Below are 14790 nucleotides of genomic sequence, written 5' to 3' on the forward strand. Positions count from 1 at the left end.
TCAATAGCAGGAGGCATCTACCGGAATGTCTAGAATGAGTGAGCGCACAAGGCCTTCGCAGTAAAGTGTTAAGCTTAGTTTGACAAATCGTTTTAGTAAAATACTTTCGACTTTACTTAGTTTAGCTATGATATAACCGAACTCAATTACCATTACTTCGGAGTGGCTTTAAAAGTGAACCCATTAGAATCAGTTTTGATTCCAATATAGAATTCTCCAACTTCAAAAAAATCATTAGGTTCTTTTGGAAAAATGATTTCATTGACCTCATCAAGAGTCATTTGAGGGTCGAGACCTAAGATTAACCACTGTATATAGAATAGCTTTTCTTCATCTAACATAGAATCCTGCTTCATGAAAACTTCCTTAATGTTCCCATTGATATCATGTCTGATTTTAATATCTTCAGTAAAGTAAAGGATAACTTCATTTTCAGTTTCTTCAAAAGTAGGTCTGTGCAATAAATTATAATTAACTTGTTTAATCGAGTGTTGGTTTACAAGGTTTACATAATCATTAATATTCAAAGATGATGTCAAGTTCGTATCAGGGGGTAAATCACCTGATTTTAATTGTGGAGATGGAGCTTCTTCTATTCCTGAAGATTTCTCTTGAGTATTGCTCTCAAATTCTTTTGTTTGTTCTGTACCATTTGAGAAGCTCTGCAATTCAGTATAAGTAAATCTCTCATCATCTACCTCAAAAACTGTTTTGATCAATCCAATTTTTGGAGCATAATAATATATACTAGTATAAATATATTCTTTTGACTTGAATACCTCAGTAACCTCTATACATTCTTGAAATATACCTGCGGGTACCGTAACTTCTAATTTATCGTCGGTTAGATATCTTAAAGCATTATCTGAATCTCCCGTACTCCAACTCCTCTGATTGGTTAGTTCTAATTCATCTATTTTCTTGTTAAAAATAGCGTTAATTATATATACCTTCTTTATTGAATTTTTACTTACTTCATACTCCACTATTCGCTCTCCTGCTATCCCATCTTTTGCATGTATATATAATACTTCATCGCCAGAAGAATCAATTTCTAACTTAACTGTATCATTAGATATTAGAGTTTCCCCACTTTTACCGTATTCAATATAAGTTCTTTCCAATCCAACTTCGGGAAAATAATTTGAAACTATTATATCGACTGATGAATTATTTCTTACTATATCTTCATTTTGAAAACAGCCCATTAATAATGCAGGAAAAAATAATAAATTGAATATTAAAGCTAATTTTTTATTCAATTGTATTCACCTCTTACTTTGGGGTATTTAACCAAAATCTAATCATCAATCTAGTTATCGAGATTGTTGCATCGAAGTCGTGGAAACAGGTCTTTTTAAAATTAGCAGTCACAAGAATTTTGTTTCATTTTCACATTGTCATTCGCTTGATGAAAAAATTTTTATCCATCTATGCGATACGTTCCTGACACCTGATTTCTCAATTTCGTCTAAAAATCGCTCTTTAAATTCAGGATGTACATATCTCGGACTTAATCGCATCCAATACCTGCCTAATAGTTCAATCGCTTCTGACCATCGACTGACGATATTCGAGCGACGAATCGCTTCTAACTGCTCATCATGAAATGTGTCACTCAATGTAGACTCATCAGACACCATGACATACTCCCATGTCTGTGCATCTAATCTCCGACCCGCCAAGCAGAGGCTACCACCTTCTCCGCCCAATGATATAATCGTCTCCCACCCTGAATTCACTTAACTTCCTCCTTTTAAGTATCAAGTGTTTCTCATCCTTAACCCTGGATCATCTGTTTTGCTGTTGGTAGATTTCCACAATGTCTTTAACAAACGCTGCACGATTCATTTGCAAGTGAGGAAGTGGATGATAATATTCCTTAGTCCCACTTTTCATTTTACCGATGACGAGCGAATCAGCCTGTGCCAGTTGATGTAACCACTTCTGTTTAATGGTTTGAAGATTCGTCCACTTCTGTTTCTTATTAACACCCCAACCCATCAGTATCCACGGATGTTGCTGCAACTCTTCAACCGTTGCCAGTGACTCTTCAACTTCGTAGAGATTAGCTTGACAGAGCGACTCGAATTGCTCAATTGCCTTTCCGCTGTTTCCCTCTCGCAGGTTGAATAAGTTATAGATGTGGAAGCGACCCGATAATTGTTCAGGCTGTTGATAGATCGATTCGACAATTTTAACGAGTTGATTTTCCATCGTTGGATCCATCAACAACAAGCATGCCCCTAAAGATTCTGAAGAGTCTCCCCATTGTAAATAAGCTGACGTTCGAAATACATGATTGCCTCGCTTCACGAATGATCCGTACGCTTTTACAGTTTCTAACCTCACTCCACTCACTCCGCTTCATATTCATAGTTTTTTCTACTGCAACCACAGCCAGAACACTTTTGTAGAAAGAAAGTTACAACCCTATTATAAAGGAATTATTAACTTTTTAATCCAAATTCTATCTAAAATAATAAATGCAAAAGCCTTCCGCTTTTCAATCATCGGAAGGCTTCATTAATTCAATCTCTCAACATAAACCCTGCCCATTCCTACTCAGGGTCACGGTCTCGCCAATATGCGATTCGCTCCATGTACTGTTGCTTCCGTTGTTCGACGATTCGGATACACGCTGGTAAGCCGTAGCACCTGACAAGCGCGGTCAATTCATAGAGCGAAACGCCGATGGCATGACGTTTCGTATGCACGACGCTGCACGCTTGTCCGACCGCATGGCAAAGCGCGATGTCTTCGAGCGAAGTGAGTTCTTTTGCCACCGCGTGGGCTTCTAGAATCGCCTGTTTGGCGACTGGCATCTTTACGTTCCCGGCAGCCCAGCCTTTCGACAGTCTGACAGCCGTTTCAAGTCGCGTTTCGTTTGGATAACGTTGCTTCAACACATCGACGGTTTCCTCCGCCAGTTCAAAGGCCCATAGCACCATCGTGCGGCGGGTCTGGGCTCGAATCAAGGCTTCTAAGTCAGCCAGAAAGTCGCTGCGTTTAGTAAATAGAATTTGATTGTTTTGCTTCAATTTTGTCTCGACTTCACCGGTCCACTTCATGAAGACCCTCCTGACAATCATGCGAATCAATTTATCTCATTTTAATCGACACGGGATTGATTAGGAATAGATTTGACCGCTCTTCATACTCTTCGACCACGGCCGTGATACGGATATGATGTCCAATCCCAAACGGATCCGGTATATTGTTACCTTCTAAGTTCAAATCAGAATAGTTCACGTCTCGAAGTTGGAAGTACGGGCCTGGAGGTTCATTTTTCGTATCATCTCCGACTAAAATCAAATAATCGAATCGGGTGTCATAACTGTCATGATTATTCACATATGCCGTATGCGCATCGAATTCGATTGTACGTCCTGCATACTGATCAGCAAATGCTGCAATTAAAGGATCTGCTTCAGAGCTTACACTGAGTACTTCTTTCAAATCAGGACTATTGTCCGCGGTCAGCACTTCAGTTTCTTCTGCCTCTTCGTCAGCTTGATCACTAGACTCATGATCGGCTTCTTTCTCCTCCGGTTTTTCGGTTTCTACTTTTTCGTCTGTCTCCTCTTCTTTAAACGTGTGATAGGTAATCACGACTTCCGTTCCTTCCGGCATCCATTCATCCGGCGCATACTCGACGTCGCCCGCGACGGACACTTCTTCGACTTCTCCATCTTCTGTGATCCAACCCGTGATCAAATCTTCGAGCTTTTCTGTTTTGACGTTTGTGAATCCATTAGCCTCGAATTCATCCACCACTTCTTTATAGTTCCTACCCTCTTGAACGCTCGATGCTGAAGGTGTCTTCGCTTCGCCTTTATGGTCATTTGCTCCATCACCACATCCTGCTAACATCATCACTAACGCAGCTGACATCAAGATACTCCCTATTTTCCACATATGTTCTACCTCCGTTTGGTATGGATTATTTTGTCTCTAATTCCTCAAACTATCGTTCCATATATTTATAAAGTATGACAATTAAATAATAAAATTTCCATATATAAATTATAAATTTATATTTTTAGAAAACATATTAAATTTAAAGATGAAAAAACCCCTTGAAAATGACATGCCTACGCCATCTCCAAGGGGTTTACTTATTTTTGTCGTTCCATCCACGCCACCGTCTCGACATGCGCCGTATGCGGGAACATGTCGACCGGTGTCACTTCGACGAGGCGGTAGCCGCGGTCAGCGAGGTAACGCATATCGCGCGCTTGTGTCGCAACGTTACACGACACGTAGACGATCCGCTTCGGACTCATCTCGACCATAGTCTCGAGGAACGACTCGGCACAGCCTTTGCGCGGCGGGTCGACGACGATGACGTCCGGATTGATGCCGTCTTGCTTCCACTTCGGAAGGACATCTTCGGCCGCGCCACAGGCGTACGTCACGTTATCGATCTCGTTGACGAGCGCGTTCTGTTTCGCGTCCTCGATCGCTTCCGGCACGACCTCGACGCCGTACACGTGCGCTGCTTTCCGGGCAAGGAACAGACTGATCGTACCGATGCCGCAGTAGGCGTCGACGACTTGTTCCGTGCCGGTCAACTGCGCATATTCGAGCGCCTTGCCGTACAGCTTCTCCGTCTGGACCGGGTTGACTTGGAAGAACGAGTGCGGCGAGATCGTGAACGTCAGTCCACCGATCTTATCCTCAATCGTCTCGTGGCCATAGAGCAGCTTATTCGTCGCCCCTAAGATGACGTTCGTCTTGTCCGGGTTGACGTTTTGCATGATCGACGTCACGTCCGGAAGACGTTTCAAGATGTCGGCGACGATCTCATTCACGCCTTTGATTTTCGTCGTCTTCGTGATGAGGACGATCATCAATTCACCGGAATGGTACCCGTAACGGGCCATGACGTGGCGGATGACGCCGCGTCCTGTCTTCTCGTCATACGCCGGCACACCGTGCGCCGCGAGCACGTCGCGGACGACTTGGACGGCCTCATCGTTCCGCTCGTCTTGGATGAGACATTCCTTCATCTCGACGATGTCGTGCGAGCGTGGGCGGTAGAACCCGGCGACGAGACGATCTCCTTCTTGCTTGAACGGCACTTGCGCCTTGTTGCGGTAACGCCACGGTTCTGGCATCCCGATCGTCTCGTGGACCGGGACGTCGAACTGGCCGAGCCGCTGGAGCGCCTCGACGACGCGGTCCCGTTTTTGACGGAGCTGGCCGTCATAGCTGAAGTGTTGGAGCTGACAGCCCCCGCATTGATAAAAGATCGGACACGGCGGTTCGACCCGGTCCGTGCTCGCTTGTTTCACTTCGATCAGCCGGGCGAAGCCGTACTGTTTGTTCGTCTTCGTCACGACAATCTCGACCGTCTCACCCGGGAGCGCGTTCGGTACGAACAACGTATAACCGTCGACGCGTGCCACGCCTGCCCCTTCGTGTGTGAGGTCATGGATGTGGACGTCGAGACGGTCGTTTTTAGTTACTGGTAGCATGAGTCTCTCCTTTCCCGATTCGAGAAGTACGTATTGGTTCATTACCCGTTCAGAGGCCAACGAAAAGCTCGGCGTGAGCGCCACGCCGAGCCGACTTATTCTGCTTTCTCATTCGACACGTTGAACAATTGCTTGATCATCTGTTCGCGTTCGTACTGAGCGTTCAACTCTTCCATCTCGCGGATGCGCGCGTTCGGTGCGAGCACCGTCAAATGGCGGAACAAGTTCCGCATCTCACCCGTGCATTCGCCGCCGTACTCGCCGTCGATGTTGAGACTCATCCGCTCCGTCGTCGTCTTCATCTTGACGTGGCCCGTCTTGACGTGCTCGACGAGCGGGCTCGACAAGTGCTCGCCCCGGAGCAACAAGCGGACGACGTGGATGAACTCGAACAAGTTACATTTCCGTAAGATGAACAAGTCAAACAAGCCGTCATTGAGTGACGCGTGCGGCGAGATCTTCTCAAAGCCGCCGACCGAGTTCGAGTTCGACGTGAGGAAGATCATCACTTCCCCGCTGAACGTCCCTTCGTCATGCTCGAGCTCGATGTACGTCGGTTTGATGAGCGGCAGCTTCTCCATCCCTTTGACGTAATAGGCGAGCTGGCCGAGCGCCGTCTTCAACTTCGACGGCACTTCGTACGACAGCTCGGTCATGATGCCGCCGCCGGCGATATTGATGAAGTAATGGATGTCACCCGCCTCGCCTTCGATCTCCCCGAGGTCGACCGGCATCTCAAAACCGTCACAGATGACGTCGAGGGCACCGACGACGCTCAAAGGGATCCGCATCGCCCGGGCGAAATCGTTCGTCGTTCCGACCGGGATGAGCCCGATCGTCGGACGTTCATCGAGCGGAGCGAGTCCCGAGATGACCTCGTTCAACGTCCCGTCCCCGCCGGCCGCGACGATCAAGTCGAACTCGGCCGCCGCGGCCCGCTCGGCTTCGAGTGTCGCGTCACCGATCGCTTTCGTCGCGTACGTCGACGTCTCATAACCCGCATCCTCGAGGCGGTTCAAGATATACGGGAGCTCCCGTTTGATCACTTCTTTTCCAGATGTCGGGTTATAGATGACCCGTGCGCGTTTTCGTTGCATATCGTTTCTCTCCCCTATGCTCATTTCGAGCGAAAAGCGAGACACAAGTGCCTCGCTGCTGCTTAACGTTTCGCGATCTCTTCGTGGAACAAGCCATCGAGGAGCGCCGGGTTCGCCATCCCTTTCGTCTGCTTCATGATCTGCCCGATGATGAAGCCTTTGGCACGGTCTTTCCCGTTCTTAAAGTCTTCGATCATCTGCGGATGCGCTTCGAACAAGTCGAGGATGTAGCCGCGCAGCAAGTTCTCGTCCGAGATTTGGGCGAGACCGTTCGCTTCGACGTACGCCTTCGGTTCGGCGCCTTCTTCAATCATGGCCGTGAACACGCGTTTCGCGATCTTCGAAGAAATTGTACCTTCTCCAATCAAACGAATCAACTCCGCGAGCGAGCTCGGCGTCAACTTCATCGTCTCGACCGTCTCGTTCGACTTGTTCAAGTGGCCGAGCACTTCGCCCATGAGCCAGTTCGCGGCAGCTTTCGGTTCGGCACCGGCCGCTGTCGTCGCTTCAAAGAAGTCCGAGAACTCGCGCGTCGACGTGAGCGCCTTGGCGTCATAAGCCGACAAGCCATAGTTATTCATGTAACGTTCGCGACGTTCGACCGGAAGTTCAGGGAGCGTCTTGCGAATGCGCTCTTTCCACTCCTCGTCGATCTCGAGACGGACGAGGTCCGGCTCTGGGAAGTAGCGGTAATCGGCCGCCCCTTCCTTGACGCGCATGAGGATCGTCTTCTTCGCCGCCTCATCGAAACGGAGCGTCTCTTGACGCATGACGCCGCCCGTGATGAGGAGTTTACGATGACGCTCTTCCTCATAATCGAGCGCCTTCAAGACGTTCGAGAACGAGTTCAAGTTTTTGAGCTCCGTCTTCGTGCCGAACGGCTCTTGGCCGAACGGACGGACCGAGATGTTACAGTCGCAACGGAGCGACCCTTCTTCCATCTTGACGTCCGAGACGCCCGCGAACGAGAGCACTTCTTTCAAGCGTTCGAGGTAAGCGACCGCGTCTTTCGGTGACCGCATGTCGGCCTCACTGACGATCTCGATGAGTGGTGAGCCGGTCCGGTTGAAGTCGACGACCGAATGTTTCTCGCCCGTATGGTTCATCTTCCCAGCATCTTCCTCGAGATGGACCCGCTCGATGCGGAACCGTTTCATCTCGCCGTCGACTTCGACATCGACGTGGCCGTTAAAGCCGATCGGTTGGTCGAACTGCGAGATCTGATACGCTTTCGGCGTATCCGGATAGAAGTAGTTCTTGCGGTCGAACTTCGTATCGGTCGCGATTTCACAGTTGAGTGCCATCGCAGCCTTGATGGCGAGGTTGACCGCCTCTTCGTTCAATTTAGGCAGAACGCCCGGGTGTCCGAGACAGATCGGACACGTTTGCGTATTCGTTTCGGCACCGTACGTGCGCGAGCAGCCACACCAAATCTTCGACTTCGTGCTCAGCTCGGCGTGCACCTCGATCCCGATGATCGTTTCAAAGTTCATCGTTGTCCTCCTTAAAGCTGTGGCATCTTAAAACCGCCGTTTGCTTGTTCAAAAGCATGGGCCACGCGGTAGAGTGTTGGTTCGCTGAAGTGGTTCCCGATGATCTGTAGACCGACCGGGAGGCCGTCTGAGAGACCGGCCGGCACCGAGATGGCTGGTACGCCAGCCAAGTTGACCGGGATTGTCATAATGTCGTTGGCGTACATTGTGAGCGGATCTTCGAGTTGTTCGCCGAGCTTGAACGCCGTCGTCGGCGCAGTCGGCCCGATGATCGCGTCATAGTTCTCGAACACGCGCGCGAAGTCTTGCTTCATGAGTGTGCGCACCTGTTGTGACTTCTTGTAGAACGCATCGTAATATCCTGAGCTTAACGCGTACGTCCCGAGCATGATGCGGCGTTTCACTTCTTCGCCGAACCCTTGCTCGCGTGAATACGTGAACACTTCTTCGAGCGCATCGGCCTCGGCGCGACGTCCGTAACGGATGCCGTCAAAGCGAGCGAGGTTCGAAGACGCCTCAGATGAAGCGAGTAAGTAGTACGTCGGGAGCGCGTATTTCACGGTCGGGAGCGATACCGTCTCAACGGTCGCACCGAGCGACTTGAGCGTCTCGACCGCTTGTTCGATTTGTTTGCGGACACCGGCTGACACGCCTTCTGCCATGAACTCTTGCGGCAGGGCGAACTTCATACCTTTAATGTCGCCATGAAGTGACGTCGTATAGTCCGGAAGGTCGACTGTCGCCGACGTCGAGTCCATGTCGCAATGACCTGAGATGACGTTCAACAAATAGGCGTTGTCTTCGACCGAGCGCGTGAGCGGACCGATCTGGTCAAGTGACGAGGCGAACGCGACGAGACCGTAACGTGACACGAGACCGTACGTCGGTTTCATCCCGACGACGCCACAGTAGGCTGCCGGTTGGCGAATCGAGCCACCCGTATCCGAACCGAGGCTAAACAGCACTTGTCCGGCTGCGACCGTCGCGGCCGAACCGCCTGACGAGCCGCCTGGCACGCGCGTCGTATCCCACGGGTTGCGGACGACTTTGAACGCTGAGTTCTCGTTTGATGAACCCATCGCGAACTCGTCCATGTTCAACTTCCCGATCGTGACGGCACCGGCGTCGTGAAGACGCTCGACGACTGTCGCGTCATGGGCCGGGACGAAGTTCTCAAGGAACTTCGAGGCACACGTCGTGCGTGTCCCTTTCGTGACGATGTTGTCTTTGACACCGATCGGCAACCCGAAGAGCGGGTTGTCCGCTGTCTTGGCGAGGTCGTCCATCCGTTTTGCTTGCTCGAACGCGTCCTCGTTCAACGTGAGAAAAGCACCGATTTTGTCATCGGTCGCTTCGATGCGGTCAAATGATTCTTTGACGAGGTCCATTACCGTGACCTCACCTTCTTTTAATAAGGTATGTAGCTTGGCTACACCGTGATCGAATAGTGTCATGAAGGGCCTCCTTACTCAAAGACGGCTGGGACGCGGACTTGGCCGTTCTCCCAATCAGGCGCCATCCGTTCGACTTCCTCGCGAGGAAGTGACGGGCGGACCTCGTCTTTGCGCATTACGTTTTTCAAATCTAGGGCATGGGTCGTCGGGATGACGCCCGTTGTATCGAGTTCATCGAGTTGCTCGGCGAACTCGAGGATTTTTGTCAATTGCTCCGTGAAGTGCGTCACTTCATCTTCCGTGATCGCAAGTCGGGCGAGTCCGGCGACGTGCCGAACTTCAGCTTCAGTGATTCGAGCCAAAGGTTCCACCTCCAACAGTTTTCAATACATCGTTCATTATCATACCACTTTTCCATAAGACAAAAAAGAAAATCCAATCCGGTCAAAGATGATCATTTTTTGAAAGTTAGGGAATCGCGCTAGAATATTGACTCGTTTCAAAAAACAGCTATACGGTACACCGACAAATCTCATTATGCTAAGAGAGTAGCAAACATTTCCCGAGGAGGATCACTATGTCAATCCGTAACAAATTGATCGTCGCCTTCACCGTCCTGTTAGTCTTATTACTCGGTGTGAGCGGCTATTCATTCTATGCGTTGAATGCCTCGAAGGCAGCCCAACAAGACATGAACGTCTCTTGGGTGCCCGGCATGGACCAAATTCATCAAATCGACAAGCAGTTGCTCGAGATTCGCCAGCATATGATGCGTCACGCACTAGTCGAGGACGAGGTCACAAAGCAAAATGTCGAAATCAGCATTGAGACCGGTATCACGATTTTAAAACAACAGATGACCGGCTATGAGTCGACGATCATCAACAAGGCCGCCCGTGAACTGTTCGATCAGGCGACGACACAATGGACCACATTCCAGACAAACATTGAGGAATTGATTCGCATCTCGAATGAAGAAGGACAAGCCGCGGCCGACGCCTACATCCGGGACACGGCTACGCCGAGCGCAGACGCCCTGTCGAATACGCTCGGTCTCCTCGTCAACTTGAACCGCGATGGGATTCGTTCTGACATCGAGACTGGTGAAGCGTTGTTTGCACAAGTCCAACTCACGCTCATCGTCATCATGATCACCGCTATTCTGTTCACCGTACTCATGATGGTGTTCATCTTCCGCTCCATCTTCGAGCCGTTGAAAGAGTTCAAACTGAAAATGCGCGAACTTGCGACGAGCCAAGGCGATTTGACGACGTCGATCCCGGTGAAGCGACGTGATGAGTTCTCCGGGCTCGCACGCGACTTCAACCAATTCATCGCCAACCTGCGCCAGCTCATTTTGCAAGTGAACGGCGTCTCACGCGGAGTGACCGAGCAATCCGCCCACATGTATGAAGAATTGAAAGCGCTTGATTCGTATATGACGACGACCGCCGCAACGACCGAGGACTTGACGGCCGGCATGCAACAGACCGCGGCGAGTGCCCAGGAAATGAACGCCTCCGCGTCGGATATGGAACGAACGCTTCACAACATCGTGACGATGGCGGCTGAACGAAAAACTGAGGCGGAACAAGTCGACGCCCGGGCCATGGCACTCCGTACCCACGCCGTCGAAGCGAAAGCGTCAGCGATCGACGTCTTGTCCTCGACACGACACAATCTCGAACGGGCCATGCATGACGCCAAAGCCGTCCGCGAGATCGCCACGCTCACGAACGATATTTTAGACATCGCGGCGCAGACGAACCTGTTATCGCTCAACGCCTCGATCGAAGCGGCACGAGCCGGTGAGGCGGGACGCGGGTTCGCCGTCGTCGCCGACGAGATCCGTAAACTGGCCGAGACGAGCCGGACGACCGTCGAACGGATCCAAGCAATCTCGACGACCGTGCTCCATTCGGTCGACCATTTGAACGAGACGTCGAGCGAGATGCTCGGTTTCCTCGATACGAACGTATTGAAAGATTACGACCAGCTCGAAGAAGCGGCCGAACGCTACAGCGAAGACGCCGGACGTTTTGAGGCGACCGCTTCTGAATTCGCCGAAGCGGCCACAGAACTCGAACAATTGACGTCCGGGATGATCGGTGTCATTCAAGACGTCGCCGTGACGGTCAATAACGGGGCTCTCGGGACGCAAGACATCGCCGAGAAAGTGACGCTGTCGGTCGACCGGTTCAGTGAGTTGAACCGTGTCACCGAAGCGTCGCAACGGAAGATGGACGAGTTGAGCGAGTTGATCGGCCAATTTAAAGTGTAAACAAAAGGACGCACTCCCTCGGGAATGCGTCCTTTGTCATGCGGCCGACTGTTGCCGCTCTTTCCGTATCTCAAGTTCGAACCGCTTCGTCTCGGCGACGACGACACCCGACAAGAACAACAGCCCGATCAAGTTCGGAATCGCCATCAGACCGTTGAAGACGTCCGAGACGGCCCAAATCAAGTTCAAGTTCGTCGTCATCGCACCGAGTCCGGCGACGACAATGTACACCATCCGGTACGGGACGATCGCCCGCTCCCCGAGCAGGTAATGGACCGAGCGTTCCCCGTAATAACACCAGCCGATCACGGTCGAGAAGGCGAAGAAGACGAGCGAGATCGTGACGATGAGTTCACCGATCGGGCCGAGGAAGTAAGCGAACGACGCTTGCGTCAGCTCGATGCCTTGCAGCCCTTCCGTATACTGACCGCCCATGACGATCGTCAACCCGGTGATCGAACAGACGATGAGCGTGTCGATCAACACTTGTGTCATCGAGACGAGCGCTTGCCGTCCCGGGAAATCCGTCTTCGCGGCCGCGGCCGCGATCGGTGCCGACCCTAGCCCAGCCTCGTTCGAGAACACGCCGCGCGCGACACCGTAACGGATCGCGGCACCGAGCGCTCCGCCGCCGATTGCTTCGGCACTGAACGTACTCGAGAAGATCGTCGCGAACGCGGACGGGATCAAGTCGAAGTTCGTGACTAAAATGACGAGCCCGGCCCCGACGTAAGCGAAAATCATGACCGGGACGAAAATCCCGACGACTTTCCCGATCGATTTGACGCCACCGAGGATGACGAACCCCGTCAGGACCATCATGATGATACCGGTCGCAACCATCGGGACACCGAACGACGTGTTCAGCGCTAAACTGATCGAATTCGTCTGGACGCCATTGCCGATACCGAACGCGGCGATCGAGGCGAACAAGGCGAACGTCATGCCGAGCCAACGTTTTTTAAGCCCGTGTTCTAAATAGTACATCGGGCCGCCGGCAACCTCGCCCCGCTCGTCGACGGTACGATACTTGACGGCAAGGATCGCCTCGGCGTATTTTGTCGCCATGCCGATGAAGCCACTCAGCCACATCCAGACGATCGCACCCGGTCCTCCGAGGACGATCGCGGTCGCGACCCCGACCATGTTGCCGGTACCGACCGTCGCCGCGAGCGCCGTCATGAGCGCTTGGAAGTGCGAGATGTCCCCACGTTGCCGTTTTCGTTTCTCGGCTTCCACGCCTGTCTTTTGCTTCGGGATGAACGCTTCTTTCAAGCCGAACCCGAGCCGTGTCACTTGGATGAATCCGAGCCGGAACGTCAAGAAGATGCCCGTCCCGATCAATAATATGAGCAAGTGTGGTCCCCAGACGAGGTTCGATAGACTCGTCACCCAACTTTCAAACTGCTTCACGTGATGTTCCCCCTATGTATGTATTCGCTTGACTGCTGGTTTATATTTTTCAGAACATTCACAACTTCGTCAAGTTGACGCGGGGTGAAATCATACCGATTCTGCGTAATGTTTTTGTAATATATCTGTTCAACGCTCGGTTTTATCCTGTTTCCGACTTTAGTATTTGAAATAAAAATGTAACGATTCACTTCATCAAAAAAACCGACCTCCCCTATTGGGAAATCGGTTGGGTCCAACTTATTTGGCGAGCGCCGCGACGACCTCGTCGACGTGACCGTTCACTTTGACGCCGCGCCACTCCTCTTCGATATAGCCGTCCTCGTTGATGAGGAACGTCGAGCGGACGATGCCGTAATATTCCTTGCCGTAATTCTTCTTCAACTGCCAGACGCCGTATAGCTCTGACACTTCATGCGTGTCGTCGACGAGCAAGTCGAACGGCAAATCGTTCTTCTCGATAAAGTTTTGATGCTTCTTCTGGCTGTCGGCCGAGATGCCGATGACGACGGCCCCGCTCATCTTCGGTGCGGCGTCACGGAAATCGCACGCCTCGGTCGTACAGCCCGGCGTCGCGTCTCTCGGGTAGAAATAGAGGACGACTTTCCGGCCCCGATAATCTTCGAGTGCGACCATGTCCCCATTTTGGTTCGGTAGTGTAAATGTTGGTGCTAACATCTGATTTCCTCCTTATCCGAACGACGGGTCGACGAGCTGTTCGTCATATCCGTCGATCGCTTGTTCTAGTTTTTGTTTGAGCGGGTCGAGCACTTCGAGATAGTCGACCGGGTCTTCCGTCGCGGCCGCGTCGCGAAGCGCGGCCTCATTGTCGATATACCACGTCTGATACGCTTTAAAATAATCGGTCATGATCGTTTGGTTTTCCGGGACGGTGAGCGTCTCTGACATGAGCAGGAAGACGTTATTGTCCGCCTCGAGCGCGACATAGTCCGTCTGGGCGTTGACCCGGTCGTAAATCGGTCCGGCCTCATCTTCCGGCACGTCGGCGAGACGGGCGTTCGCTTCAGCGTTCACCCCGTACTCGCTCGCTTCGATCCCCGTCAACAACTCCCCGACCTCACCGATCACGTCAGCCGGGACTAAGGCCGGTGTGACGACGAGCGACCAATCGTCGCCTTCCTTGATCGCGACTTTGGCGAGCCGGTTCGGCAGTTCGTTCCCGTCACCATCCTCCATCTCATGGACGATATAGGCGACGTCCTCATCCTCGTTCACCCAACTCTCGACGATGTCACCCGGCGTCAAGTCACGCGTCGCGGCACCAGTCGCCGGGATGTCGGTCCGGGCAGCAGCGTAGTCGATGTCCGCGAGCGCATCGGCGTCCCCGTCACGGAGCGCTTGTTGATACGATTCATACACCTTCTCGACCTCGTCCGGGAGCGGTCGTTTCGTCTCTTCGACCGGTGCTGCCTCTTCATTCCCGCAAGCGCCGAGCATGAGTGTGAGCGCCAGCGGCAACATCCATTTTCTCATCCAATCATTCCTTCCTCGATCGATCTCTTTTCACCATCCTACCACGACTGAATTTAGAGCGGAAACGACACGCTTTTCCGGAAAATTGTTTCACTAGGATTTCATGAAGAATTCCGATACAATACAGACGTAAGCGCT

Annotated in this window: 14 protein-coding genes; 1 reads left to right on the forward strand and 13 read right to left on the reverse strand. The window is 51.6% G+C overall.

The features are described 5' to 3' along the window. Positions 1 to 152 precede the first annotated feature (152 nt). The 10 genes from EVJ20_RS07080 to gatC form a co-directional block, all read right to left on the reverse strand. Positions 153 to 1262, reverse strand: coding sequence for a hypothetical protein (locus EVJ20_RS07080; RefSeq protein ID WP_131507522.1), 1110 nt, complete (start codon positions 1260 to 1262; stop codon positions 153 to 155). A 138-nt stretch (positions 1263 to 1400) separates the two neighbouring features. After that, a complete protein-coding gene (locus EVJ20_RS07085; RefSeq protein ID WP_131507524.1) occupies positions 1401 to 1742 on the reverse strand; it encodes a hypothetical protein in 342 nt (113 codons plus the stop codon). A gap of 49 nt (positions 1743 to 1791) precedes the next feature. Further along, a complete protein-coding gene (locus EVJ20_RS07090; RefSeq protein ID WP_131507526.1) occupies positions 1792 to 2229 on the reverse strand; it encodes a DUF1643 domain-containing protein in 438 nt (145 codons plus the stop codon). 332 nt (positions 2230 to 2561) lie between these two features. Continuing rightward, positions 2562 to 3071, reverse strand: a complete 510-nt coding sequence (locus EVJ20_RS07095; RefSeq protein WP_131507528.1) for a putative immunity protein — start codon at positions 3069 to 3071, stop codon at positions 2562 to 2564. Positions 3072 to 3102: 31 nt separating this feature from the next. Beyond that, positions 3103 to 3894 (reverse strand): DUF4839 domain-containing protein, encoded by a 792-nt coding sequence (locus EVJ20_RS07100; protein ID WP_161568092.1) that lies wholly within the window; start codon positions 3892 to 3894, stop codon positions 3103 to 3105. Between the two features lie 224 nt (positions 3895 to 4118). After that, the gene (gene rlmD / locus EVJ20_RS07105) at positions 4119 to 5480 is read right to left on the reverse strand and encodes a 23S rRNA (uracil(1939)-C(5))-methyltransferase RlmD (RefSeq protein ID WP_131507533.1); all 1362 of its coding nucleotides are present in this window, start codon (positions 5478 to 5480) and stop codon (positions 4119 to 4121) included. 95 nt (positions 5481 to 5575) lie between these two features. Continuing rightward, positions 5576 to 6577 carry a diacylglycerol kinase gene (locus EVJ20_RS07110; RefSeq protein WP_070328599.1) on the reverse strand — a complete coding sequence of 334 codons (1002 nt, stop codon included), beginning with the start codon at positions 6575 to 6577 and terminating at the stop codon, positions 5576 to 5578. 62 nt (positions 6578 to 6639) lie between these two features. Next, positions 6640 to 8070, reverse strand: coding sequence for an Asp-tRNA(Asn)/Glu-tRNA(Gln) amidotransferase subunit GatB (gene gatB / locus EVJ20_RS07115; protein ID WP_070328598.1), 1431 nt, complete (start codon positions 8068 to 8070; stop codon positions 6640 to 6642). An 11-nt stretch (positions 8071 to 8081) separates the two neighbouring features. Then, positions 8082 to 9524, reverse strand: coding sequence for an Asp-tRNA(Asn)/Glu-tRNA(Gln) amidotransferase subunit GatA (gatA, locus tag EVJ20_RS07120; protein WP_131507535.1), 1443 nt, complete (start codon positions 9522 to 9524; stop codon positions 8082 to 8084). 11 nt (positions 9525 to 9535) lie between these two features. Beyond that, complete coding sequence (gene gatC / locus EVJ20_RS07125; RefSeq protein ID WP_016509877.1) at positions 9536 to 9826, reverse strand: Asp-tRNA(Asn)/Glu-tRNA(Gln) amidotransferase subunit GatC; 291 nt, start codon at positions 9824 to 9826, stop codon at positions 9536 to 9538. 215 nt (positions 9827 to 10041) lie between these two features. Between gatC and EVJ20_RS07130 the strand changes: the two genes are divergently transcribed. Continuing rightward, positions 10042 to 11745 (forward strand): methyl-accepting chemotaxis protein, encoded by a 1704-nt coding sequence (locus EVJ20_RS07130; RefSeq protein WP_131507537.1) that lies wholly within the window; start codon positions 10042 to 10044, stop codon positions 11743 to 11745. A gap of 36 nt (positions 11746 to 11781) precedes the next feature. Here the strand turns inward: EVJ20_RS07130 and EVJ20_RS07135 are convergent, their stop codons facing one another. The 3 genes from EVJ20_RS07135 to EVJ20_RS07145 all read right to left on the reverse strand — a co-directional run bounded on the left by EVJ20_RS07135 (position 11782) and on the right by EVJ20_RS07145 (position 14652). Further along, a complete protein-coding gene (locus EVJ20_RS07135; protein WP_131464138.1) occupies positions 11782 to 13158 on the reverse strand; it encodes an alanine/glycine:cation symporter family protein in 1377 nt (458 codons plus the stop codon). A gap of 240 nt (positions 13159 to 13398) precedes the next feature. After that, positions 13399 to 13836, reverse strand: a complete 438-nt coding sequence (gene bcp / locus EVJ20_RS07140) for a thioredoxin-dependent thiol peroxidase (RefSeq protein WP_131507540.1) — start codon at positions 13834 to 13836, stop codon at positions 13399 to 13401. Positions 13837 to 13848: 12 nt separating this feature from the next. Then, positions 13849 to 14652 carry a hypothetical protein gene (locus EVJ20_RS07145; protein WP_131507542.1) on the reverse strand — a complete coding sequence of 268 codons (804 nt, stop codon included), beginning with the start codon at positions 14650 to 14652 and terminating at the stop codon, positions 13849 to 13851. Positions 14653 to 14790 lie beyond the last annotated feature (138 nt).

It is taken from the genome of Exiguobacterium sp. SH0S1 (genome assembly GCF_004337165.1).
GTDB lineage: Bacteria > Bacillota > Bacilli > Exiguobacteriales > Exiguobacteriaceae > Exiguobacterium > Exiguobacterium aurantiacum_A.

Coding starts and splice junctions, on each gene's coding strand:
- EVJ20_RS07110 (WP_070328599.1), bottom strand. CDS start 6,577: ATGCAACGAAAACGCGCACGGGTCATCTATAACCCGACATCTGGAAAA.
- EVJ20_RS07130 (WP_131507537.1), top strand. CDS start 10,042: ATGTCAATCCGTAACAAATTGATCGTCGCCTTCACCGTCCTGTTAGTC.
- EVJ20_RS07145 (WP_131507542.1), bottom strand. CDS start 14,652: ATGAGAAAATGGATGTTGCCGCTGGCGCTCACACTCATGCTCGGCGCT.
- gatA (WP_131507535.1), bottom strand. CDS start 9,524: ATGACACTATTCGATCACGGTGTAGCCAAGCTACATACCTTATTAAAA.
- EVJ20_RS07095 (WP_131507528.1), bottom strand. CDS start 3,071: ATGAAGTGGACCGGTGAAGTCGAGACAAAATTGAAGCAAAACAATCAA.
- rlmD (WP_131507533.1), bottom strand. CDS start 5,480: ATGCTACCAGTAACTAAAAACGACCGTCTCGACGTCCACATCCATGAC.
- EVJ20_RS07100 (WP_161568092.1), bottom strand. CDS start 3,894: ATGTCAGCTGCGTTAGTGATGATGTTAGCAGGATGTGGTGATGGAGCA.
- EVJ20_RS07090 (WP_131507526.1), bottom strand. CDS start 2,229: ATGGATCCAACGATGGAAAATCAACTCGTTAAAATTGTCGAATCGATC.
- gatB (WP_070328598.1), bottom strand. CDS start 8,070: ATGAACTTTGAAACGATCATCGGGATCGAGGTGCACGCCGAGCTGAGC.
- bcp (WP_131507540.1), bottom strand. CDS start 13,836: ATGTTAGCACCAACATTTACACTACCGAACCAAAATGGGGACATGGTC.